The sequence below is a fragment of the Paenibacillus sp. RC67 genome, from assembly GCF_030020805.1.
Lineage (GTDB): Bacteria > Bacillota > Bacilli > Paenibacillales > NBRC-103111 > Paenibacillus_S.
This window is the reverse complement of the sequence record NZ_CP125098.1, coordinates 616,319-640,227: the sequence shown is the minus strand read 5'-3', so window position 1 is coordinate 640,227 and position 23,909 is coordinate 616,319. Positions and strand designations below refer to the sequence as shown.

General features: G+C 47.4%; 17 protein-coding genes and 1 other annotated feature. Of the genes, 4 read left to right on the top strand and 13 right to left on the bottom strand.

Translation table 11 applies throughout. The features are described from left to right. Positions 1 to 331: 331 nt before the first annotated feature. The 10 genes from QMA13_RS02980 to QMA13_RS02935 all read right to left on the bottom strand — a co-directional run bounded on the left by QMA13_RS02980 (position 332) and on the right by QMA13_RS02935 (position 14,536). Complete coding sequence (locus tag QMA13_RS02980; protein WP_282939425.1) at positions 332 to 2,722, bottom strand: glycosyl hydrolase family 95 catalytic domain-containing protein; 2,391 nt, start codon at positions 2,720 to 2,722, stop codon at positions 332 to 334. Positions 2,723 to 2,754: 32 nt separating this feature from the next. Further along, positions 2,755 to 4,065, bottom strand: a complete 1,311-nt coding sequence (locus QMA13_RS02975) for an ABC transporter substrate-binding protein (RefSeq protein WP_282939424.1) — start codon at positions 4,063 to 4,065, stop codon at positions 2,755 to 2,757. A gap of 74 nt (positions 4,066 to 4,139) precedes the next feature. Then, positions 4,140 to 5,759: an extracellular solute-binding protein gene (locus QMA13_RS02970; protein ID WP_282939423.1), complete on the bottom strand. Its 1,620-nt coding sequence runs from the start codon at positions 5,757 to 5,759 to the stop codon at positions 4,140 to 4,142. A gap of 105 nt (positions 5,760 to 5,864) precedes the next feature. After that, entirely contained in the window at positions 5,865 to 6,731 is an 867-nt protein-coding gene (locus QMA13_RS02965) for a carbohydrate ABC transporter permease (protein ID WP_282939422.1), read from the bottom strand. 30 nt (positions 6,732 to 6,761) lie between these two features. Next, positions 6,762 to 7,721, bottom strand: coding sequence for an ABC transporter permease (locus tag QMA13_RS02960; RefSeq protein WP_481858127.1), 960 nt, complete (start codon positions 7,719 to 7,721; stop codon positions 6,762 to 6,764). 294 nt (positions 7,722 to 8,015) lie between these two features. Beyond that, positions 8,016 to 10,229, bottom strand: a complete 2,214-nt coding sequence (locus QMA13_RS02955; protein ID WP_282939421.1) for a helix-turn-helix domain-containing protein — start codon at positions 10,227 to 10,229, stop codon at positions 8,016 to 8,018. A gap of 91 nt (positions 10,230 to 10,320) precedes the next feature. Further along, positions 10,321 to 11,679 (bottom strand): polysaccharide deacetylase family protein, encoded by a 1,359-nt coding sequence (locus tag QMA13_RS02950; protein ID WP_282939419.1) that lies wholly within the window; start codon positions 11,677 to 11,679, stop codon positions 10,321 to 10,323. A gap of 199 nt (positions 11,680 to 11,878) precedes the next feature. After that, a complete protein-coding gene (gene bcp, locus QMA13_RS02945; RefSeq protein ID WP_282939417.1) occupies positions 11,879 to 12,349 on the bottom strand; it encodes a thioredoxin-dependent thiol peroxidase in 471 nt (156 codons plus the stop codon). Between the two features lie 66 nt (positions 12,350 to 12,415). Beyond that, on the bottom strand, positions 12,416 to 13,699 hold the full coding sequence (locus QMA13_RS02940; protein ID WP_282939415.1) for a serine hydrolase domain-containing protein: 1,284 nt from the start codon (positions 13,697 to 13,699) through the stop codon (positions 12,416 to 12,418). 150 nt (positions 13,700 to 13,849) lie between these two features. Beyond that, complete coding sequence (locus tag QMA13_RS02935) at positions 13,850 to 14,536, bottom strand: hypothetical protein (protein ID WP_282939414.1); 687 nt, start codon at positions 14,534 to 14,536, stop codon at positions 13,850 to 13,852. 229 nt (positions 14,537 to 14,765) lie between these two features. Beyond that, positions 14,766 to 15,048, top strand: a binding site (T-box leader). Between the two features lie 49 nt (positions 15,049 to 15,097). Here QMA13_RS02935 and metG point away from each other — a divergent pair. Continuing rightward, positions 15,098 to 16,723, top strand: a complete 1,626-nt coding sequence (metG, locus tag QMA13_RS02930; protein WP_282939413.1) for a methionine--tRNA ligase — start codon at positions 15,098 to 15,100, stop codon at positions 16,721 to 16,723. A 128-nt stretch (positions 16,724 to 16,851) separates the two neighbouring features. On the opposite strand, the gene QMA13_RS02925 is transcribed toward metG, so the two are convergent. Genes QMA13_RS02925 through QMA13_RS02915 form a run of 3 tightly spaced genes read right to left on the bottom strand, consistent with a single transcriptional unit; the run spans position 16,852 to position 19,481 of the window. Then, on the bottom strand, positions 16,852 to 17,637 hold the full coding sequence (locus tag QMA13_RS02925) for an ABC transporter permease (RefSeq protein WP_282939412.1): 786 nt from the start codon (positions 17,635 to 17,637) through the stop codon (positions 16,852 to 16,854). 4 nt (positions 17,638 to 17,641) lie between these two features. After that, on the bottom strand, positions 17,642 to 18,436 hold the full coding sequence (locus tag QMA13_RS02920; protein ID WP_282939410.1) for an ABC transporter permease: 795 nt from the start codon (positions 18,434 to 18,436) through the stop codon (positions 17,642 to 17,644). Beyond that, entirely contained in the window at positions 18,429 to 19,481 is a 1,053-nt protein-coding gene (locus QMA13_RS02915; protein ID WP_282939409.1) for an ABC transporter ATP-binding protein, read from the bottom strand. Before QMA13_RS02915 ends, QMA13_RS02920 begins: the two co-directional genes overlap by 8 nt. Before the next feature lie 450 nt (positions 19,482 to 19,931). On the opposite strand from QMA13_RS02915, the gene QMA13_RS02910 reads away from it, so the two are divergent. From QMA13_RS02910 to QMA13_RS02900, 3 genes are all read left to right on the top strand, one after another. Next, positions 19,932 to 21,023: an LCP family protein gene (locus QMA13_RS02910; RefSeq protein ID WP_282939408.1), complete on the top strand. Its 1,092-nt coding sequence runs from the start codon at positions 19,932 to 19,934 to the stop codon at positions 21,021 to 21,023. A gap of 248 nt (positions 21,024 to 21,271) precedes the next feature. After that, positions 21,272 to 22,069, top strand: coding sequence for a PhzF family phenazine biosynthesis protein (locus QMA13_RS02905; RefSeq protein WP_282939407.1), 798 nt, complete (start codon positions 21,272 to 21,274; stop codon positions 22,067 to 22,069). 55 nt (positions 22,070 to 22,124) lie between these two features. Continuing rightward, positions 22,125 to 23,483: a glutamate-1-semialdehyde 2,1-aminomutase gene (locus QMA13_RS02900; protein ID WP_481858126.1), complete on the top strand. Its 1,359-nt coding sequence runs from the start codon at positions 22,125 to 22,127 to the stop codon at positions 23,481 to 23,483. The last annotated feature ends 426 nt before the right edge of the window (positions 23,484 to 23,909 follow it).

The window sequence follows — 23,909 nt, the reverse complement described above, 5'->3', positions numbered from 1 at the left end:
CTTGATGAAAACGAGAACATTGCCGATACTAATGTAAATTTGGATTAAACTAACTCAAAAAACAAAGAGGGGTACAAATTGCACCCCTTCAAGTCTGTCGAGAAACTTTTATTCAGAAGATAGCTGCTGGCGGTAGGTGGGGTATCCCCTGGAGGAGCGTAAGCGTCCGCCTTTGTTATCGGGAAATCTCCTCTGTAAGCGCAAAATAAATTAAAAATTTCCCGATAACAATAGCGGCTGGAAGGGGATATCCCACCGGAGCCCCACGCACACTTCCGAATTATTATAAGTTTCTCCACACTCTAGGGGTGCAAACTGCACCCCTCTTTGTTTAATTCAAATAGTTTAATCCTACCCGAACCGGTACTCCCGCTTCCAGCTTTACGTTGCGAATTCGGTCTCCCTCAACGGTGAAGCCTTGTATTTCCGCAACAGGCCGTGGAAGCTGTAGATCTACCGTCTGACTTTGATTTCTTGAGCAAAGCTCAAGCTGAACGGTACCTGCATCCTGATCCCAGGCTACGGATACTTCAACCGCTCCACGCGCCAGCAAAGGACCTGCGTGGCCTTTTCTCCACTTGGTCGGCAGCGCAGGCAGTACGCGGATCGTGCCGTTCAAGGAGAACAAGAGCATCTCTTGAATCGCTGCGCTCCATCCCATGTTGGCGTCAATCTGGAACGGTGCCCAGTCCGCATCGACACCGATGCCCATTTTGCGCCAGTCGTTGTGGAACGTATAGAAATTGTTAATGACGCAGGTACGGCTCAGAAGGTCCAGACATTCCAATGCCAAATCTCCTTCACCCATACGTGCATAGTGATTGGACATGTGAGCAAGCGACCAACCGGTCTGCTCCTTTAATCCGATCCCCAGCCGTTTTTTGGCTGCTATAACAAACGCTTCAAATAGATCAGGATCGTTATCCTTCGATACCTCTGTCCCCGGAAATACAGGATAAATATGGGATTGATGGCGATGATGGTAATTGTCATGGAAGTCCGGATGCATCCATTCGCTTACCGCTCCATCCCCATTAATACGATAAGGTCGAATTTTGCTTAACATCTTCTTCCACTTGCCGATTTCATCCGTGTAGGCTTCCGCTTTTTCTGCACCTTCAATCAGATGAGTAAGCACTTCCTTGGCGATCGCAAAATCCATCGTACTGTTGATGGCCGTTTCGGTAAGCGGCTTTTTCCCAGGACCTTGAGAATAGTTGCCAGGGAAATTTTCCGGTGAGTTGGACGGACAGCTGACGTAGTATCCTTCCTCATCCTCAAAGAAAAAGTCTTCATAGAACAGCGCCGTTTCCCTAAGGAACGGAAGTGCACGTTCCCGCAAAAACTTCACATCACCCGTATACAAGTAGTAATCGTAATAATGCTGCGCAATCCAGCCCGCTGCTCCGGTCCAATGAACAATATGCGGTGCTTTATGCTTCAATAGCCCCGTATCCGGCGATGTCGGCGCAGGAATGTAAATGCCCCGGCAGCCATACAGACGCTGAGCGTTCGTGCGGAAATCGTCCATCAACCGGTCGAAATAGTCGAACATCGCTAGCAGCAGCTCTGGCATATTTCCCGATAACGCCTGCCAATAGATCATCTGAATGTTCTCGTTAGACATGTTGAACGCCCACATGCCTTCGTATTCACCACACCACAGGCCGTATAAATGACATGGCTGGCCTCCGTCACGGGAGCTCGAAATGAGCAAATATCGGCCATAGGCCCACATCTTCTCCGTCATTTCAAGTGATGCTTCGCCTTTATACGCATCCAGCAGCAGCTCCTCATTAGAGCGAGAGTGAGTCTCTGCCCCAAGATCCAAGCTCACAGCCCGGAAAAGACGACCGTGCTCGTCAGCATGAACCTGAAGCAGCCCATCGTAGCCTGGTTTGATCTCAGCCAAGCTTTGCTGAGCTTGTAACCATTCGGTAGTACGTGCTCCTTTAACGAACAATTGAAGGATAACCAGGACACTGCCTGCGCCATGAACCTTCAACCAATCCTCTCCTGCTTCCAGCGTTCCTCCTTGAGGGATAACTCTGGCAACCGCACCAAAATCGGTTTGATCGTCATTTTCAGCCGCATAGAACAAATATTCACCATCAGTTTTCTGCTCGACCTTCTCCGGCAGTGTTGCCGATTTACGAACATCCTTTGGATCGTGGAGCTCCAGGCGGAATTCAGCCTGTACCTTATCCGCACCTTCAGCCCGAATCTCATATACAATGACATCGTCAGGACGGGAGACGAATAATGACCTATCGTAACGGGTTTCACCATCACGCCAGGAGACCTTCACTTCTCCCGTCTCCATATTTAATTCCCTCTGGTAGGCTTTAAAGCCGTGAGGGGAAGGCATAATGACCTTGAAGTCCGCAAGCGGCAGCGGCCATGCCATTTTGGGCTGATAGCCCCGCTCCTCGAGAGTGTCCGCTAAAATCCGGTTAGCTTTAGGGGCATTGCCACCCAGCATGAGGCTTCTTACTTCCGGGAGCTTGTCGCTCACGTCAGGGAGCTCAGGCGTCTTGCTGCCTCGCCACAGCTCTTCATGGGTGAGCATGATCGTTTCTTCGTACACGCTGCCATATACAGCTGCTCCGATCATTCCGTTACCGGAAGGAAGCGCCTCGCGCCATTTGGCTCCCCACCAAGAGGAAGGGTAGTTAAGTATCAGTTTATTTTTCTCAGCAGGCTGTTGATCTTGCGACTTCATCTTCATCGTCCTTTCATTCTCTATTGCAATGGCTATTGCTGCTTACGCTGGTCTTCAATTGATTTATTAATTAATTCTTCGGCTTCCCGCAGTGCAGTATTGACATCCGCTTGACCTGTGGCTACCTTTTTGAACTGCCCACGCATGATCGAGAAGGCTGCCGCATCATACTTTGTAATCGATGAGAACGGCTTGGCATTTTTATTTTTGATGAACGCTTCGCGGTTTTTGCCTTTCAGCACTTCGATGTCCATCCCGAAATCCTTGTTGATGTCTGAATTGGCGAGGACCGAGCTGTTACCGTTCTTAGCAATGAGCTTCTGCGCATCATCGGTCAACATTGCACTAAGAGCCAGGAAAGCCTGATCCTTATGCTTGGATGTCGTGGTAATCATTCGGGCGCCACCTTCTACTTGCACACCTGTATTCGGAGCCTCCGGGAAGCTGGGCAGACTGACTACATCATAGTTCAAGCCGTTTTTAACGGCTTCCGGCATCGACGAGAAAAATGAGCTCGTGGAGTACATGGCCAACGTCTTATCTTTAGAAAATAAGTTCAAGCCTTTTCCGTAGGTTGTTGTGTCCACCTCGTTGCCGGTAATCGTATAGAATCGCGCCCAGTTTTCAAACAGCTTTTTCCAATCCGCGTTGTTCACGATCGCTTTGTTTGTTTTTTCATCAATAATCGGAACGGACAGCTGGTTGTATTGAATTTGAAACTGATCCTGGAAATCGTAACCCCGATACGCTACGCCGCCATCGGTTCTTGTTACTTTTTTGGCGAGCTCATACACTTGATCCCATGTCATACCGTCTGTAGGGTAAGTCACTCCAAACCGGTCAAAAATATCCTTGTTATAGTACATCGTGACCACGTTGCCAGAGATAGGCAGAGCATACAGCTTGCCATCACCCGAGTTTTTGCGGACCGTATCCATAACGACAGGATCGATTTTGGCCAAATCCAAGTTAAACGTTTTCACAAGTGGGGTCAAATCTTCCAAAAGTCCAAGCGTCTGGTACTTCCCTATTGCCGAGATATTGTCGCCCAATATATCAGGCACTTCTCCGGAAGCCATCAGCTCATCGATTTTTTTGGTCATTGGGACGAGCGTTATATCGATGTGCGGGTATTTTAATTTGACAGGCGCTACAACCAGCTTTTGGAATAATTCTTCCGACATATTCCCATAAAAAGTAAGCGTCACCGGATCCGTATTTATTTTCGCTGCTGCGGCTGTATCTTCCTTCTTTACATCGTTTTTTTCGGAACAGCCTTGAATAAGAGAAGCCAACAGCACGAATGTAGACGCCAGGATGAAGGTTTTGTTCGTCTTTTTCATACAATTATCCCCTTTATAATGAAATATTTATAAAGAGGAGAGGCCTGACAAAAGCCGCCTCTCCCAATATACGCCTACTTGAATTGGTACAATTTGTCCCGGAGCAGCGCCTTGTCTTTATTCTCGCTGTACCACTTGGCATACCAATCGTCAACCTGCTTGCCACCTGCTTTGTCCCACAAGCTTTTCGCTTCGGCCAATGCCTGGTCCGGTGTATAGGAAGCTCCGCTCACGATAGCTTTGATCCAAATATCGTCGATCTGCTTTTTGATGCTGGTATCGATCAACTGAATGTCGTCCGGAGGCGTTGGCATATGCTCCCCATGTGTAATGTCCGCAATCGGTCTCTCCGGATTCAAGTAATACTCATTCGCTTTTTTCATCATATTGTAGAACTCTTTCTCCTGCGGATTATCCTGGTTCAAAGTCTCCTCATATTTGCCGCACTTGCCTTCGAGAGCCGGAGAGAACAACATTCGGAAATCTCCCGCATAGGACAACTGCTTCTCTTTCTCTTTATCTACAAAGACCGGACAGCCATTCTTCCCTTGTGTGTAGTGCGTGCCTTCTAAACCGTACTTCAATGTTTTCCCTGCCGTTTCCGAGGAAATGAAGTCAATGTATTTCATAATGGCTTCCGGATTTTTCGCTTCATTGTTAATGATAGCTGTGATCTGTACTGGATTTTGAATTGTTGGGCTGAATTGGCCGTACGTGCTTTTTGGAAGCGGTATAACGATCACTTCTGCGGACGGATTGTTCTTCTTCAGTGACTCGTAGATTTGCAGCCAGGCTGCGCCGGTCATTTGTCCGCCCCACATCCCAATTTTGCCGTTCACCCAATCCTGCTGTGCCTTTTGGCCGCTTTTATCCGTCAAGTAATCTTTATCGACCAGCCCTTCGTCGTACAGACGCTTCTTGAACGCTGTAGCGGCTTTAGATCGCTCCCAGTCATGAATCAGCTTGCCATCCTCGACAACCCACTTCACATTTTGGAACATCGCATTAAGGATCTGATTCGTGATATAAGCTAATGAGGTACCATAAGTGTCCTTCTTGTTGTTGCCGTCCGGGTCCTGTTCTGTAAATGCTTTCATTACTTTGTACAAGTCTTCCGTCGTTTGCGGCGGTTCCAGATTCAGCTTCTTAAGCCAATCTGCACGGATATACAGTGCGTGGTTCGTCTGTAGGCCATTAATGATGCCGAAGCCGTACATTTTACCGTCCGGCATGGAAGCAACTGTCTTAAGGACCGGATATTTCTCCAGCAGCTGCTTGTAGGTCGTGCTGTGTTTGTTGATCAGATCATCCACAGGCTTAATCTGCTTTTGTGCATACAGCTGTCCACGCAGTACATTGGAATAATCGAATATGAGATCAGGTGCACTGCCGGAAGCGAACAGTGTCGTCAGCTTGGCTGTCGCATCATTACGAGGAATCGCTGTAAATTTCACGTTAACGGGTCCGTTGCTGTTGATCCAGTCGGTCCAGCGGTTTTTCTCGATCGTTCCCTCTTCCTGCGGTACTAAACCGCGATCGTACACGGTTGCAGATATTTCAGGCTTCTTCCCGTCAGAACCCTTAGAATTAGAATCTGCCTCTTTAGAGCTGGAACAGCCCGCAAGCGCTACCGTGGATGTAAGGACAGCAGCTACTCCAACATTGATCCATTTTATATATGTTTTTGTTCTCATTTCTTATCCCCTCCAATAGATATCTGAACCTTGTCTTCATCGTCACCCATCGTCGTATCGCGCTACGGCAGCAGTGACATCACTCCCTCTATACCGCGAATGCCGCTACCCTTTGACAGCGCCGATGAGCACGCCTTTAATGAAATATTTTTGCAGGAAGGGATATACCACGAGCATAGGAACGACCATGACGACAATGCCTGCTGTCTTGATCCCCTCCGGTGTCATCGATGCCTGCATGTCGCTGGCGTTCAGCTCCTGCATTAACGATTGGCTCTGGATCATCTGCTGGACCAGCACCGTTAAATTATACTTGTCGGTCTGATTAATATAAATCAGGAGCGAGAAGAATGCATTCCAATAGCCCACCGCGTAAAATACAGACAATGTAGCAATAACCGGCAGCGACAGCGGCAGGATCACCTGCAGCAAATATCGCCACTCCCCGCAGCCGTCTATTCGTGCAGCATCGTCCAGCTCATCAGGAATCCCGTCAAAATACGTACGCATCACAAGCATATTAAACGTACTGATTAAACCCGGCAGCCATAGGGCGCCATATGTGTTAATCAACCCAAGCTGCTTCAAGAGCAGGTAAGTAGGAATCAATCCCCCGCTGAATAGCATGGTAAAGATAGTAGCCATAGTGAAAAAACGGCGGCAATAAAAATATTTTCGTGATAGCGGATAAGCAGCCAAGATGGTAAACACCATACTAAGCACAACACCGACGAGTGTGATCGTAACGCTGTTTTTCAACGCATGGACGATTTTGGAGCCTCTGAAAAGCAAGCCATAAGACTCCAGCGTCCAACCTTGGGGCCATAAAGTGACGATACCGGATGTGACGGCGTGGGGGCTGCTAAGCGAGACGGACAATACATGCAGCATCGGAAGCAGGCAGCTGACAGCTGCAATGATCAATACAACGCCTGTAATCCCGTGATAGATTTTTTCTCCTGATGTTCTCATTGGTACCTCCCGAATAACGTTTCGTATATGTTACCAGATCCCCCTATTGAATTTACGGGCTATTGTATTAGCTGTAATAACCAAGATGAAACCGACAACGGATTCGAACAGGCCCATGGCGCTTGTAAGACTGAACTGTCCCTTTTGCAGACCTATCGTATATATGTACGTGCTGATAACCTCCGATACATTTGATACAACGGAGTTTTGCAGTGTATACACGTGGTCGAAGCCGACCTCCATGACCTTGCCCATGGAAAGAATGAGCATCAGGACAATTGTGGGTGCAATGCCCGGCAGCGTAATATGCCACATCTGCTTCCATTTGCCAGCTCCGTCGATGCTGGCTGCCTCGTACAGACTCGTATCAATCGAAGAGAGTGCTGCCAAGTAAACAATGGCACTGAACCCCGCTTCCTTCCATATCCCTGATCCTACGAAAATGAACATCCATGATGTTTCATTGTAAAGAAACGGAAATGCGCTGCCGGTCCACTGCTGTATCCAATGGTTTATCACACCCGATTCTTGAGAGAATATCGTGACAACCATGCCACCAACGATAACCCAGGATAAAAAGTGTGGCAAAAACACAAGTGTCTGCACCGTTTTTTTGAACCATATCTTCTTAACTTCATTTAACATGATGGCCAGCATAATCGGAAATGGAAATCCGATAAATATACTCATTAAGCTCAGTACGAGCGTATTGCGAATAATGAGCAGAGATTTCGGGTTGCTGAACAAAATATGAAAGTTTTTCAAACCGACCCAGGGACTGCCGAAAATACCGTCTGCAAAATTGTAGCTTTTGAAAGCAACAATAACTCCTACCATGGGGGCATATTTGAAAATTAAATAGAAAGCAATGACCGGGACAAACATAATAAGCAGCGGAAGGTTCTGCTTCAGCTTCCTTCTTCTTTGCAGTGAAAGAGAACTTTTCCCGCTGCCCGCAGGCATGGTTACGGTATCTAGCTGCTGACTCATGGATCCACCTCGGCTTCAGTTGTTGTGAACCCACTGTAGACGAAAGTGTGACAGCCTGACAATTGACAGTATTCCGCGAGGTCACCGAATTCCTTTTTTTCTTATGACAACCGGTTTTGCAGGGCAGTGGTCAGTTTTCCTGTAATGGACAATTTTCCGAAAAGCGCACAAAATAACCCCACAAAGTGGAGCCTTTAAGCTTCGAAGTGGATTCAAAGGTACTTTGCAGGGAGCTCCGAAACAGATAAAATTCTATGTCAAAAAGCCGTCCTAGCAAGCACGGACGGCCTCTTCTTACTCTTTCTTGCGGTATTCTCCCGGCGTGACGCCGGCCAGCTTCTTGAACACACGCATAAACGATCTTACGTTAGGATATCCCACCTGAATCCCGATTTCCTGAATGGACTCACCCGTCTCCATCAATAATCTCTTCGCCTGCTGAATGCGGACATTTCCCAAGTAATCCAGGAAATTGACCCCGAACTCCTCTTTAAACATTTGGCTCAAATATTTGGCATTCAATTCAAACTCTCCGCTCAAATAGGTCAATGACAAGTCCGGGTTCGCATAATGCTCGTTAAGATATTCCTTAACCCTGAGCATTAACGGATGGTGCGTACGCGACGTCCTTAGACGGTCCATCTGCTCAAAGGCAGCTGTTAAAACGATCGTAAATTCCTGCTCCAGCTCACTGATCGTATCCAATCGCTCCAATGCTTCGCTCAGTTGCGGCAGTGTTTCGTTTGTCCAAATGTCCTGAAGCTCCGAAGGAAGCTCCATTACCTCTCGCTGCATATGGTAGATCAAATAGTGCAGAATGGCATACACATCATCCCGGGTAAACAATCCGTCTATCAGCTCGCGGAACAGTTGATCCAGCTCCAGCCGCCACTCCTTGTCGCCGAGCCTGAACTTTTGGCCCATGGAACGCATCCAATGCAAATGCTTATAAACTTCACCCTGTGATTTAGCCGCAACTTCGCCATGCTCAATGATCCGGTTGCCTCCAAGGGATGATTTGTACTGCAATGCTTCCAACGCTTCTTCATGCGATCCAGGAACCTCATCTATTCCGTCAATGAGAGCTCCAATACCTATCGTAACGGTATAGGCAAGGTGCTGGTTCACCCACAGCTTTACTTTGTCAAACATTTGTGAGGCCAGTACCGTCGTCTCCGCATCAGCAGGAAGATGCACCATGGCGCTTAACTGAGCATTGGAGGTCCACTCCATCCAGACGCGTATCCCCTCATTTTGGGATATTTCGGTTACAACACTGCTAAGGGCAAACTTAAGCAAATATTGGTCCCTCTGGTTGTATCGGCTGCAGTATTCAGCATACTTGTCGATCTCGACAACAGCCATCACTATCAGCCCGATATCCTCCTGCAGCCCGTACAGCCTCATCTCCGCTTCGAACTGTTCTTTACTAATGGGGCGAGTGCCATCGATCATTTCCTTAAAGAAATTTCGTTTCCGGAAGATTATATCTTCCTCACGCTGCTTCTGAAAAGTCATCGTCCTCTCCACCAAATCGTCGAGCGCCGTTTCTATAAACCGGAACTCGTCTTGTCCGGACATACCTGCAAGCGAGCTGCTGCGCTGGGCAGCGTAGGAATCGATCCGTGCCAAAATCGATTCGATAGGCTGATAATTCCGCCTTGTCACATACACGATCCAGATAAGCCCAATCCCGATCATCAGCAAATTCATGGCCATCCAGAGTGAGGAATACGAGACTATAAATAAGGGTGGATTATCGTTCAGCAGCCCGCTTTGGATGCGCCAGCCAGTATAATCGGATGTAACCTCAGAAAGCACCTTACCTGCGGACTTACTGTCCACAATCGGCTTACCTAGATGATCCGTTAGCTGGATAAAGTTCACATTCGACTCCGTCATATCTTTAATTAAGTTTTGTATCGCCGAAGTCTGCACGTTCACAACGATGATCCCCTGCTTGCCGCCGAGCAGCGGAACGTTCTTTACTAGCGTAACCACCTGTGAAGACCTGATCTGGTCGTCGAATTCTTTGTAAGCCCTTGCATCCGTCCATTTAAGAGATCCCCCTTGCTGAAGAGCGTTTCTAATAAATTCACGGTCTCCGAACTCTTCCATGGGGGCCATCAGTGTATTACTCAGTACTGTATAGTCAGATTGACGAACCAGATAGATGGAGTCAATCATTGGCGTATTGGCGATTAATTCTCTTAACTTATAAGAGACGTCATAGAGTGTCATGGTAGAATTGCCTGTATAGTATTGAGCATAAAATTGGGTGATTTTCTCATTGGTTTGGATTTCTTTAATCATTTGCTGGTCAATCGTCCGCATCGTATGATCAATCATTTGCATAACGTGATCGGCAAACACATTATTAGCACGAACCGTTTCTTTTTTGGTAAGCTCGCTGGCCGAAATGGCGGAAAGAAGGATCAACGCTAATGCGATAAAGAAAAAAATAGGCAAATAAGATAGCAGCAATCGTTTAAACCAATTTTTTTTCATGGAAACCCCCGAGCGCGAAGACTATAGTCTTGCCCCATTATACCCTATATCCTCATGGGAACCGAAGGTTACATGAAAATTTTCCCTAACACTAAAACCCAAGCTTTGTCATAAAGCCACCACTCAGCCGCGCTTTCACTTGCCTAAGGCCATTCTCTTCCCCAAAGGATATAATCTGATTTCCGAGCATCTCCAGCGTCTCTCGCAAAGGTACGTAGACGGTTCCATTCAATAATTCCATATGAGCCATATGGTAGGTTGTCTCCTTGCCACCTGTCTTCACACGAAGCTCCTGCCGGGAAAAGTCATAATCCGCCGCATGCATGCCATATCGAACAACAGCGGTTCTATTCCGCTCTTGCCATTCAATTTGACCGTCCATACCTTCTACGAGCAGACGCAGCGGCACCTGATAATGTCCATCGGACAACCGGTACTGATCAGGATCAAGGTGCAGAATAGTGTCTCCGAGGGAAATTTCCAACGGGACCTGTTTAGAACTCTCACTATTCGGAAGCTTAGTGTCTCCCCCTGCCTGTTGAGCTCCAGCCATCCCTGTTCCCCCTACCGCAAGCAGATGTTCAGAAGCTTCGGCGAGCAGCTTTTGATGCGTCGTTTCTGTAGTTCCTCGTGTCCATTTCAGCTTTCCTACCGGGAAATGAATGGGTGGCACCTGAGGACTAATCGGTGCGAAAGCGTAACCTTTATCCTTAAACAGCTTAATGATATCCGGCAGCGCCTTGATGGTCTGCTCATGACCGGTACCGTCATGCATCAACAGAATGACCTCCTGCTTGAAAGGTCCCTTCTTGACGGTCTGTAAAATCTCGCTGGCCGGAACTCCGGGTCTTGCCGAATCTCCGCTGTCTATATTCCAGTCGTATACTTCGTATCCCGCTTGATCCAGGTAATAAAAGTAGAAAGCGTCGAAGTTGCTGTAGGTACCTCCCGGCGCCCTTACGAGCCTCGGTCTTATCCCTACTTGCTCATCCAATATATCCTCCGTTTTTTGGATTTGATTCCAGAACGTTTCGAAGCCGGAATACAACTCCTTATATACATGATTGTACGTATGATTGCCGATAGCATGCCCTTCCTCCACTGCTCTTCGGACCAGCTCGGGATGCGACTTTGCTTCTCCGCCCAGTACGAAGAAGGTGGCCTTCACATCCTCTTTTTTCAAAATGTCCAGTACTTTTCCCGTCAAAGGGCTAGGTCCATCATCAAAGGTCAAATAAACGGTAGGCTGCTCCGGTGATACGTATTCCTTATCCTTCCATATTGTTTTTCCCGATTTGAGTTCATTGTACAGCGCATGAGTGCTTGCGTGGCTATCCGACGCGTGAACTGTAGCATCGGGAGCCGAAAAAAGAACAAGCGAACAAAGCAAAATGACGGCCATAAATAAGCCGATTCCGCGCTTAAGAAGAGTTCGGAACGAGTTGAGCATGAAGGATCCCTCCGCATAATCTATTAATTTGACTTAATAGACTATATGGGAGACCGCATCATCATATGCCTCAATAATTTCTTCTTCCATGCAAAAAGAGCAGCCGGGCTTGGGCTCCTCAGCTGCTCCTTGATAACTGCTTGTTTCATATTTCATAGATAAAGACATCTAATAGAACATGGGATGAATCAATACCCTGTTACGCCAAGTTGTCTTTAATATAATTCAGCGATTCTTCAACATGATTTTTAATTTTGACCTTGCGCCACTGCTTTACTAACATTCCCTCTTTATCGATGATAAACGTGGATCGCTCCACTCCCATATACTGTTTGCCGTATAAAGTCTTCAGCTGCCAAACCTCGTACAATTCAGCAACCCGATGATCTTCATCTGATAATAACAAAAAGGGCAAGCCGTACTTTTCAATAAATTTGGTATGCCGCTTGACGGGGTCCGGGCTTATCCCGATAATAACGGTGTCCTGAGCCTCGAACAAATCCGCGCGATCCCGCAAATCGCAAGCCTGCGTCGTACAGGTCGGTGTCATATCCTTAGGATAAAAATAAAGCAGCACATGTTTTCCTCGAAAATCGGATAGCTTGACAAGTTGTCCGTTAGAGGAGGGGAGTTCAAAATCTGGCGCTTGTTGTCCACATTCCAATGTCATAAGTATTCTCCTTCATAGCGTATGTCACGTCGAGTATACCGCTATTCCAGATATTTCACAAACGCACTACCGTAAAGTAGACGTATCCTTAAAAGACCGCAGAGAGGATCTCAGCTTTGAGACACCTTCATCATTTGCGGGCAGCGCTTCGTCCGATCGCACGGCCATGATGGCTTTGATAAGCATTCGCTCCGGCATAAAATCGTCCTCCTCATTCGTCGCGCCAATAGCCATAATCAAATTTAAATCCGGTACGACGAAAATGCGCTGTCCCCCAGAGCCCGCCGAGTAAAACACATCATGATGCACCGGTGTATCCCCCGGAATAACTATGACCTTAAGCCACCATAAGTAGCCAAATCCACCTTCCGTACCGTCGTCATACATTTCCGTCGCTTGCTGCTGTACAGATTCCTCGACCCATTCGTTCGGCACAATCTGATAATTTTCCCAGCGGCCATTATGCAAATACATCAACCCGAATTTAGCCATATCCCTACAGGTCAAATGGAGACCCCAAGCACCGATTAGGTTGCCTTGTGGATCTTGCCCCCAGGAAACATTCGTAATCCCCATCGGATCAAATAGATTGATTTTGGCTAGGATGCTAAGCGGAATCCCTGTTGCTTTTTGCATTGAGACGGACAGCAAATGCGCATTCCCGTTACTGTACCTGAACATGGTCCCAGGTTTCGCTGCCATTGGCTGTTTCAGAATGTATTGGCCCCAATCCGGCGAATTGGCCATTTCATGTGAGGACCTCTCTTGCTTGTTGTCCCAATCCATCCCCGATGTCATGGAGAGCAGTTGCCCTACCGTGATCTTAGCCTTTAAAGGATCGAGTACGATTTCCGAAAACAGCTCTTGCAGCGTTTGGTCCGCTCTTATGGTTCCCTGGTCTACGGCCATGCCTACGAGGGCCGATGTAACACTTTTCGTTACGGAGTACATCGGATGCCGCTTTTCCTCATCCCAATCGCCATTATATCCTTCGGCAGCTACATAGCCGTCACGGATTAGAACGAAGCCATCCACTCGCTCGTCCTTGAATTCCTTTACCATATCGGCAAGGGCATTGGAATCCATCCCTAACTCTTCAGGAGCGGCCATTTTCCAACCTTCAGTCGGCCAATAGTCGAGCCTCTTGTCTTTGCGTAGATTTTCAACGATTCCCGTGTTGGAATACGGAATTGCAGCCGCTTTCGGCTTCGTTATATATTGTACATTTCCCTTACTGGTTGGGGTTGCAGCGAGCATATTCGATAGCAAAAATTTAGAAGCTGTATGAGACGGCTTTGCTTTTGCTTTATTGTTCGATTTATTTTTGTTCTTCTTATTTCTTTTCAGCATGCTTTCCCCTCCTGATCCTAATAACGATTCCGAATAGATGTAGCATCTGTAACCATTCTCTCTTTTATGTGGCAACAGAGTTGAAGCGTTCTAGGGCTGACAAGGCAATAGCCACCCCATTTTCCATGAGGCGGCCCAAGCTGTGTATAGTTATTTTTTTTGAACAATAAGGCTTTGAAGGGAAGGAGTCAGGACATCCTTCAGCTTGTTAATAAGCTGTTCATCCGTCATCCCTTTATCAAGGGCGATCTCGGAGAGGCTTTTGCCGTTGTTCAGCTCCTCATTCAGTTCCTGCTTCGTTACTCCTAATGCAGCCGCAATGTCTTCAGCCTTAAGGGATTGCTGCAGCTTCAAAGGCTGTTTGGCTTTATCCGTATGCTCTTTTACTTGATAGCCTGCTTCATTTACGATTTTCCGAATTTGTTCCGTTGCTTTCTTATTGAGCGTATCGGCTTCGGCCTGCGTAATTTGATTGCTGGAAAGCGCATTGTTAATCAAGCTGAGTGTATCGTCAGTCAGTTTGTTCATTAAATCCTCAGCACTTTTTCCTTGCTCTACTGAAACACTGGCTAGAGATTTGCCTCCCTTCAGTGCCTCATTCAAATCGTCGTAATCCATGTCGAGAATTCCGGATGCCTTAACGATAATAAGATTCAGCTCCAGGTTGACGCGTTTGGACAGCGGTATCGATGTGTTAACCGGAGCAGTGACGACTGTGCCGGAATCACTGCTGTCATCGTCAGCATAGACCGGATGGGTAATGGCACCACCTAATCCCGCAATCAGCAAAGCTGCCGCGACAGTTCCCGCCATCATTTTGTGCTTCATAGATTTCATGGCTCTCTCCACCTTTATCCGATATGTTTCTCTATAGGCTCTCTCCCTTACATGGATCAGTATATTCTTCATATATGAACTAACTTTTACGCCAAAATGAATTTTAGCTAAATACCAGCTTAAAGTTTGCTTAAAATACTTCCCTCCAACCATCTTCTTAGCAGATTTAGTCAATAAGCCCATTGATAAAAAGTTAATTTCTGGATATAATGTCTCATTAATGAATAGTTGAAAAGCTACGAAGAGAAAGAGTAGTTGGAATCCCTTCTTTGAACAGAGAGCTCCGGCAGCTGAAAAGGAGTAAAGAAGCATCTGACGAACATGGTCTCTGAGCCGTGCATCGAACCCCGTTCAGCTAATATAGCTGATGGAAGTAGGCTGCACCGGGTGCGCCCGTTAACGTGCTAGGGTATAACCACCTTGTATAAGGTGCCGTACCTGAAGAGGTCCGCCGCTGCGAAGTGCGGATAAATTTGAGGTGGTAACGCGTGAGTCATACTCTCGTCCTTTTGAGGACGGGAGTTTTTTTGTTTTTCAATCGAATTTGGGAGGATGGGAATTATGGCGATTTTTATTGGAGGCGCATGGCCGTATGCGAATGGCTCACTTCATCTAGGGCGAGTGGCAAGCTTGCTGCCGGGTGATATTATAGCTCGCTATTATAGACAAAAAGGAGAGGAGGTGCTCTACGTATCGGGAAGTGACTGCCATGGAACCCCTATTTCCATCCGGGCAGGTCAGGAAGGTGTGGAGCCTAGGACCATTACAGACAGGTATCATCAGGAGTTCTCGGAGTGCTTTCAAAAGCTTGGCTTTTCATACGATCTCTATACGCGAACCGACGATCCATTTCATCATAAGATTGTGCAGAAGTTGTTTTTGAAGCTGCTCGATCATGGTTTTCTTTATAAAAAAGCGGTGCAACAAACGTATTGTACGGAATGCGAGCAGTTTCTGCCGGATCGCTATGTGGAGGGGCTCTGCCCGCATTGCGGAAGTGAAGCAAGAGGTGACCAATGTGATGCATGCTCTTCCCTGCTCGATCCCTTGGAGCTTCGTGAACCTAAATGCAAGCTGTGTAAGCATACACCGACCGTTCGGCATACGGATCATTATTTTCTAGCTTTATCCAGGTTCCAGACCCAACTGGAAGCCTATGTGGAGCAATGCACCGGATGGAGAGATAACGCTCTTCAACTGACGCGGCGTTATTTGAAACAAGGCTTGCTAGACCGCGCAGCAACTCGTGATTTGGCTTGGGGCATCGATGTTCCGCTCGAAGGTTTTGAGGGTAAAAAAATTTACGTGTGGATCGAGGCAGTCAGCGGTTATTTATCCGCCAGCATGCAGTGGGGAGAAGAGACGAACTCTAACTGGGAAAAGTTCTGGTCTGAGCAAGCTACAGCCTATTACGTGCACGGGAAAGATAATATTCCTTTCCATACTTTAATCTTACCGGCGATTTTACTCGGTGTAGGACATCTCCATCTTCCGGATCGAATCATCTCAAACGAATATTTAACGCTAGAAGGCAGGAAGTTCTCAACGAGCAATAACTGGGCAGTCTGGCTGCCCTATATGCTTGAACGATACCATCCCGATTCATTGAGGTATTTCCTCATATCGAACGGCCCGGAGCATAGAGATACGGACTTCTCGTGGAGAGCCTTCATTCACTGTCATAACGGTGAGCTGCTCGGAGCTTTCGGTAACTTCGTCAACCGGAATTTGATGTTTCTAATGAAATCATTCCAGGGGGAACTGCCTTCGGGACAAATGGATAACGAAGTTCGCCTGCAGCTCGAGGCTCTATACGTTCAAACAGGAGCTTTGCTGGAAGCCGGTAAGTGCAAGTCCGCATTGGAGACTCTGTTCACTTATGTCCGCAGCGCTAACAAATATTTCGACGAGCATAAGCCGTGGATTCAAGTAAAAGAAAGTCCTGTAGAAGGAGCGAACACCTTGTACACTTGTGTACAAATCATCGTAAACCTGTCCAATTTGCTTTCGCCTTTCCTGCCTTTTTCTTGCGATAAAATCCGTTCGTTCCTGGGCATCACAGAGCCAGGGTGGAGCTACTTGGAGGTACCTTCATCTAGGCATCTTCAGGCGCTTGAGCCTTTATTCGAGAGAATCGACGCGAGCCGAATAGAGGAAGAATTAGAGAAACTGAGAAGTGGGTATTGATCCATTTAGACGCAAAAAAGAGGCTGTACGCCCGCTCCCTCCAAACTGAAAACCTATCATCAATGAATAGATGTATCCGTTTCAGAATGAAAGGATAATGCGCGCGTAACAGCCTCATTTATATGTGATTACGAACCGGCACCGCGATACCGCTTAACACCGTAATTCCAAATGAATAGTGCAACCGACAAAAATACGACTCCAACTACCGGAGTCAGCAGAGCGAACGTCCCCCAGTTGGCCCGATCCAGAAAATAGGCTGCAGGATAAAACCCTACAAAACCAAACGGAAGCACCCAAGTAAGCAATACGCCGATGAGCTTATTGTAGATTGTCATTGGATAGCGCCCATAGTTCTGAATATTCCACAAGAGAGGCAGTATTCCTGTCGGCGAGTCGGAGAAGAATGACAGCGACGTAAAGAAGATATAGACGCCCCCATAAATCATGATGGAACCGACCACCAGCAGCACGAAGACGAATGGATCGTACCACGTAAGCGCGATACCCAGATGCGACCAAGAATAAATCATAATGAGAAATCCTGTCAGTGCGCTAAACAGCGACGAAGGGTCCATATTTTCCAGCATCAGCTGGACCAGATTATACGCAGGACGAGTCAAAATGCGGTCCATTTCCCCTTTTACAATGTAGCGCTCACTAAATCCCCACAAATTAAAAAAGGTAATAAATATACCGTATGGCACCATAAAGTAACCATAGATGAACAATATTTGCTGCTCGTTCCAAGAGCCAATGAGCTGCGTATGCTGGAACACCACCAGGATAAAAAACAAGTTTAACCCATTGAACATCAGATCTGAAAGCACTTCAATCCAGAAGTCGGAACGATATTCCATTCTTGTTTTCATGTAATTTTTCAAATAATCAATAATCAAGCCAGCGTAAAACATCGTCTTAACCTCCCTGCACGAACAGCCGTGTCCGCGCTCCGCGCCATAAAATGACCAGCGGCACGATAAGCAGCACAAACCACAACAGCTGCACACCGAGCACCTCATACACGGCACTGCCATTCACCTTGCCCGTAAACACGGCACTCGGCAAATACGTAATGGCTTGAAAAGGGAGCAGATTTAACACTCCTTCGGCCCATCCCGGGAAAAACGACATCGGAATGACAAGCCCGGAGAACAAATCGACGGCAACCCGCTTCATGCGCATCATGCCTTCATTGTTTTCAAGAAAAAATGCAAATAATCCGGTAATTATATTAATCTGAGTATTAATCAGAAAGCTCATGAACAGCATAAGCAGGAATATTCCCCACACACCGGGGTCCGTAGGGAGCTTGACAGGAAACAAGAACGATACGATAACCATCCCTGGCGTTGAAAACAACAGAAGCCGAAACAAGCCTTCGCCAAAGCCCTGCATCATTTTTACAATAATATAGTTGTAGGGACGGATGAATTGAATCGCCACGCTGCCGTCCTTGATTTCGTTCGCGATCTCCCGGTCCAGGTTATTGAAATAAAAAGCACGCGCCATCCAGGATACGGCGACATATGTTGTCATCTGTGCTACAGTCATGCCGCCCAGCGTTTCGTTAGCTCCGTATATAGCTTTCCACAGGAAATAATAGGCTCCAATATTTAGGGCATAAATGATAATACCGCTGTAATAATTAACTCGGTATGCAAGCATCATTAAGAAACGGATCCGGATCATGTCCACGTAGGCGCTAAGCATGAACGTTCACTCCTTGTTCCCCTGCCGCTTGCCCGGACTTTGCTTCTGCCGAACCGGATTTATAAATTTCTCGCACGATATCATCGGTGTTCGTCTCAACAATCTTAATGTCATCAATACTCATCACACCGACAACTCGGCTTAGCACCTCGGATACATTGGCCTTTTCTTGCGGAATCCATACCTTGGCGCTTCTGTCGTTGTCCATCGTCCATTCTACCGGAAGCCCATGGGTCAGCTCATGCAGTCGATCTATCGATACCGGATCCGTAAACTGCAGGATCACTTCCTTGCCCTTGCCCCATGTCGCCTTCAGTTCCTCCAAGCCGCCGTCATAGATGATATTTCCATCGTCAAGCATAATGACCCGGGAGCAGAGAGCTTCTATATCCTGCAAATCATGTGTTGTTAACAGAATCGTCGTTTCATAACGCTGATTCATCTGTTTCAAAAACTCTCGGATTTCCGTTTTGACAACAATATCGAGACCGATCGTCGGTTCGTCCAGAAAAAGGATTTTGGGATTATGCAGCAGCGACGCAGCCAATTCACAGCGCATACGCTGCCCTAAGCTGAGCTTCCGGACCGGACGGGCCAGCAGCTCGGACAGCTGAAGACGCTCCACCAGCTCATTAAGACGCTGTCTGAAGTCGGACTCCGAGACACGGTAAACCTTTTTCAACAATTGGAACGATTCTATAACGCCGATGTCCCACCAAAGCTGACTGCGCTGTCCAAAGACGACGCCAATGCCGCTCACGAACTTTTCCCGTTCTTTGTGAGGGATATAGCCGTTAACGCGAATGTCTCCTGCCGTAGGCACTAAAATTCCTGTCAGCATTTTAATCGTCGTCGATTTGCCTGCACCATTCTCACCGATATAGCCGCAAATTTCCCCTTGGGGAATTTCAAAGCTGATATCCTTCACTGCTCTGACTTGCTTGTATTCCCGACGAAACAAGTCCTGCACAGCACCTCTGAGCCCTTCGCGGCTCTTTTGGACTCTAAAATCTTTACGAAGATTGTGTACTTCAATAGCTTGCATAGCTTCCTCCTGATGACCATTTATCTTATAGTTTTAACGAATGGACTATCTTATTCCATACCTGAATGTACAGGCCATCAAAACATGTCTGATTGTGGCGAAACTTGCTATAAGGAAACCGATCAAATTATAATGTAAACATCACCCAACTAAGCCGACTTCCATAGAAGCAGCTTGGCGTGATGTGCAACCGCACTTGATTTAGATGATGTTAAGGTATGATCGATTTCCTATCGTTCGTTCCGCCTTCATCCGTTTACGATTGCGTTTCGTGTGGTAAGTATACAATAACAGGACCTTTTTCCCAAAGGATCGACATGTCTTGACGGCGCCAAGCTTTCCTATATCCTCCATGCATGTTCCTGCAGCATTGTCAAAACCTATAAGTTATGATACACGAACCCATTGCAAAGGAAAAGCGGCTGACAACTTTATGAAAGGAAGGATCAGATGGCCAGCAAAATCAAATGGGCGATATTCACAACAGTGCTTCTGCTCTTCGTAGGGGTCGGATATTATACATACGCATTTTTACATTTCGCTAATAACATTCAAACGAAACCGGATAATGACAAGCTCTTCAGCGGCATTACAACTAAAAGCACAACCAAAGTATCCGAGACGTATATGCCCCCCAAATGGGAAGGCAAGCAAAGAGTCAACGTTCTGCTGCTTGGTGGAGACTCCCGCGGGATGAAGAAGAATGAAATTCCACGATCAGACACGCTGATGGTTGCCTCCATTGATCCGGTTACGAAAAAAGCTTATTTATTTTCAATTTTGCGGGATACCTATGTGAAGATTCCAGGTCAAGGCGAGGATCGGATTAATGCCGCATTAGCTATTGGAGGGCCTAATCTGGCGATGAAAACCGTCAGTGATTTAATGGGCATCCCGATTCAATACTATGTGTATACGGATTTTAAAGGCTTCATTGCTCTCGTCGACGCGATTGATGGGATTGATCTGCTCGTAGAAAAGGACATGAAATATTCTGATGCTGAAGATGGGCATGAATACGATATTAACTTAAAAAAAGGGATGCAGCACCTGAATGGCAAAACCGCGCTGCAATATGTGCGATTCCGTCATGATGCAATGAGCGATTTCTCGCGGACCGAGCGTCAGCGCAAATTTATTCAAGCCGTCCTGCAAAAGATGCAGAGCACCTCATCCTTGCTCAGGCTGCCCAAAATCTTAAACAGCATCGATCCTTATATTGAGACGAACCTGACAACCACAGATATGCTCAAGCTCGGTTCCCTTGGCTACGAAGCGAAGGCCGAAGGCATGAACAGCCAGCAAATTCCTCCATCCGATCTTCTAATCGAAAAACGTGTTGGTGGTGCAGAGGTTTTGTCTGTCAATAAAGATAAATTGCAAACCTATATCAAAGCATTATTTGATGGCCGAGATCCGGCTGCAACGGATAAAGTGCCAGCTTCCAACGGTAAGACTGGCAATGGCTCGACGAATGGTAAAACCAGCTCAGGTTCAACCATATTATCGAGTACTCCAGGCAGCGGAGCCGTTCACAAATAATCCGAAGGTCTCGCTGCGGCGGGGATGACAACAGAGAGGAACTTAGGAAGCGGACGCTTCCGGTTCCTTTTTTGTTACACTGCTAGGAAAAGAACCATTTCCTCGATATCTTCAAGCAAAATGGACGATTACCTGCAAATATGAAAACCCTCTAAGGTTTTCATTGGCATTGAAAAAATCTATAATGATAGGAAAGTATACTTCTCGGCAATCTGTACCTCCCATCCATGTATAAGGAGCTGTTCGGAATGATTCCTATTTATACAGTCGATGCATTTACCTCTACCCCCTATGCGGGTAATCCAGCCGCCGTTTGTATTTTACAAGAGTTTCCTCCTGACGATGCCTGGCTCAAGAAGATCGCTGCGGAGATGAACTTATCCGAGACTGCCTTTTTATGCGCTATGCAGGGAGTAGGTAATTACCAACTGCGGTGGTTTACTCCTGAAAGGGAAGTGGACCTGTGTGGTCATGCAACTCTAGCAAGCGCCAAAGTGCTGTGGGAGAGCGGTGTAGCTTACCGGATCGAGCAGCTTCGCTTTCACACCAAAAGCGGCTTATTGACAGCGAAAAGGGTAGATGGCGGCATTGAACTGAACTTCCCAGCTGAACCTGTCGCTCCATGTGCTGTGCCTCCTCTTCTTGAGGAAGCAATCGGGTTCAAGCCTCAAGCCGTTTACAGCAACCGAATGGATATTCTAATAGAAGCGGAAAATGAACAAGCTTTGCGCGAGTTGAAGCCAGACTTCAGATTATTGAAAGAGCTCCCGGCTCGAGGATTGATTGTAACATGCCGTTCCGACAATCCCGAGTATGATTTCGTATCCCGGTGCTTCTATCCTGCCTTAGGCATTGATGAAGATCCGGTAACTGGATCGGCTCACTGCGCGCTGGTTCCTTACTGGCAGGAGAAGCTCAACAAAAAACAATTTACGGCGATGCAGCTCTCGGCCCGCACTGGAGTATTGAAGCTGCGGTTGACGGATACCCGAGTCCATATCCAGGGACAGGCTGTTATTATGGTCAAGGGACTTTTACTGCACTAAGCTGGAGATCGTACGACTACCCAAACTAATGAATCAACTATAAAGGAGTATCATCATGACATCCTCATTCCCCATTCTACCAATGAACGAAAAAACTCGTTCCGAAGCATTGTATAAAGAAGCGTTGGAGCATATCGTAGGAGGCGTGAACAGCCCCTCCCGGTCTTTCAAGGCAGTCGGTGGCGGAGCTCCCGTATTCATGAAGCGCGGTCAAGGCGCTTATTTCTGGGACGAAGACGACAATCGCTACATTGATTTCTTGGCGGCCTACGGGCCTATCATTCTGGGTCACGCCCATCCTCATGTTACCGCTGCGATTTGTCTCGCTGCAGAGAACGGGACCTTGTTCGGGACACCGACGGAGCTCGAAATCGAGTTCGCCCGTATGATCAAATCAGCGATTCCATCGCTCGATAAGGTACGCTTTGTTAACTCCGGCACCGAAGCCGTCATGACGACCATTCGTGTAGCCAGAGCTTACACGGGGCGCAATAAGATCATTAAATTCGCCGGCTGCTATCACGGCCACTCGGACTTGGTACTTGTAGCCGCAGGCAGCGGCCCTTCCACTCTCGGAATCCCGGACAGTGCCGGAATTCCGATGAGCATTGCCAGCGAGGTCATCACGGTGCCGTTCAATAACCTCGAAGCGCTCCATGCTGCATTGGAGCGTTGGGGCGATGACATCGCCGCGGTGATGGTGGAGCCGATCGTTGGCAACTTCGGCATGGTCATGCCGAAGCCCGGCTTCCTCGAGGGACTATGCGCCGCGGCGCGGAACAACGGCTCCCTCGTCATCTACGACGAGGTAATCACGGCGTTCCGCTTCCATTACGGCGCGACGCAAACGTTCGATGGCTTAGAGGCTCCTAGCCTCGCAGCCATCGAGCCGGACCTGACGGCCCTGGGCAAAATCATCGGCGGCGGGCTGCCGATCGGGGCCTATGGGGGCCGCAAGGACATCATGGCGCAGGTAGCGCCTTTGGGCCCGGCTTATCAAGCCGGGACGATGGCAGGCAACCCTGCGTCGATCTCCGCAGGCATCGCATGCCTGCAAGCACTTCAGGAGCCGGGAGTCTACGACCGGCTCGACAAGCTGGCCGCCACGCTGGAGGCCGGCCTTGCGCAAGCCGCGGGCAAGCATGGCATCCCGCTCACGATCAACCGCATCTGTGGCTCTCTATCGACCCACTTCTGCGATCATCCAGTTACAGACTATGATGAAGCTCAAGATACGAACGGTGATCAATTCGCCCGTTTCTTCCGACTTATGCTGGAGCAAGGGATTTGTCTTGCCCCATCCAAATATGAGGCATGGTTCATGACCACAGCTCATACCGAAGAAGATATCACCTACACCATTCAAGCTGCGGAACATTCCTTCGCAACAATGGCCAGCGAACGCATCGTGTAAGAGAAGAATATATATAGAAGGACCGCTATCCATGAAATAGCGGTCCTTCTTTGTAAACTAACCTGACCCATCCATGTTTTTCTTAAATATTCCTTCATTGTTCGTGTGTTAACTAACGTTAATTAGGTTGATAAAATCCTTTTATCCCAGGTATAACCTAATCTTTCCTCTAGACAGTCCGATTATATTATTTTTGTAAAGAAAGCTTCCACGATACAAATATTCACGATAAAACCGAACTATACAATCATTTCCTTAATTTTTCGTTCGTCTTTGGCATTTCGACGTTTTTCGCTGTTTTTTTGCCTTTATTCACCAATTATGCAAAATAGATAGCGCTTACATCCAATCATTCCAGTGATTGTTCTATTGTGCAACCAGCAATTTCGTGATATTCTATTAATACTTTATTTTGTAAGAAAATCG

Coding starts and splice junctions, on each gene's coding strand:
- QMA13_RS02980 (WP_282939425.1), bottom strand. CDS start 2,722: ATGAAGTCGCAAGATCAACAGCCTGCTGAGAAAAATAAACTGATACTT.
- QMA13_RS02975 (WP_282939424.1), bottom strand. CDS start 4,065: ATGAAAAAGACGAACAAAACCTTCATCCTGGCGTCTACATTCGTGCTG.
- QMA13_RS02970 (WP_282939423.1), bottom strand. CDS start 5,759: ATGAGAACAAAAACATATATAAAATGGATCAATGTTGGAGTAGCTGCT.
- QMA13_RS02965 (WP_282939422.1), bottom strand. CDS start 6,731: ATGAGAACATCAGGAGAAAAAATCTATCACGGGATTACAGGCGTTGTA.
- QMA13_RS02960 (WP_481858127.1), bottom strand. CDS start 7,721: ATGAGTCAGCAGCTAGATACCGTAACCATGCCTGCGGGCAGCGGGAAA.
- QMA13_RS02955 (WP_282939421.1), bottom strand. CDS start 10,229: ATGAAAAAAAATTGGTTTAAACGATTGCTGCTATCTTATTTGCCTATT.
- QMA13_RS02950 (WP_282939419.1), bottom strand. CDS start 11,679: ATGCTCAACTCGTTCCGAACTCTTCTTAAGCGCGGAATCGGCTTATTT.
- bcp (WP_282939417.1), bottom strand. CDS start 12,349: ATGACATTGGAATGTGGACAACAAGCGCCAGATTTTGAACTCCCCTCC.
- QMA13_RS02940 (WP_282939415.1), bottom strand. CDS start 13,699: ATGCTGAAAAGAAATAAGAAGAACAAAAATAAATCGAACAATAAAGCA.
- QMA13_RS02935 (WP_282939414.1), bottom strand. CDS start 14,536: ATGAAATCTATGAAGCACAAAATGATGGCGGGAACTGTCGCGGCAGCT.
- metG (WP_282939413.1), top strand. CDS start 15,098: ATGGCGATTTTTATTGGAGGCGCATGGCCGTATGCGAATGGCTCACTT.
- QMA13_RS02925 (WP_282939412.1), bottom strand. CDS start 17,637: ATGTTTTACGCTGGCTTGATTATTGATTATTTGAAAAATTACATGAAA.
- QMA13_RS02920 (WP_282939410.1), bottom strand. CDS start 18,436: ATGCTTAGCGCCTACGTGGACATGATCCGGATCCGTTTCTTAATGATG.
- QMA13_RS02915 (WP_282939409.1), bottom strand. CDS start 19,481: ATGCAAGCTATTGAAGTACACAATCTTCGTAAAGATTTTAGAGTCCAA.
- QMA13_RS02910 (WP_282939408.1), top strand. CDS start 19,932: ATGGCCAGCAAAATCAAATGGGCGATATTCACAACAGTGCTTCTGCTC.
- QMA13_RS02905 (WP_282939407.1), top strand. CDS start 21,272: ATGATTCCTATTTATACAGTCGATGCATTTACCTCTACCCCCTATGCG.
- QMA13_RS02900 (WP_481858126.1), top strand. CDS start 22,125: ATGACATCCTCATTCCCCATTCTACCAATGAACGAAAAAACTCGTTCC.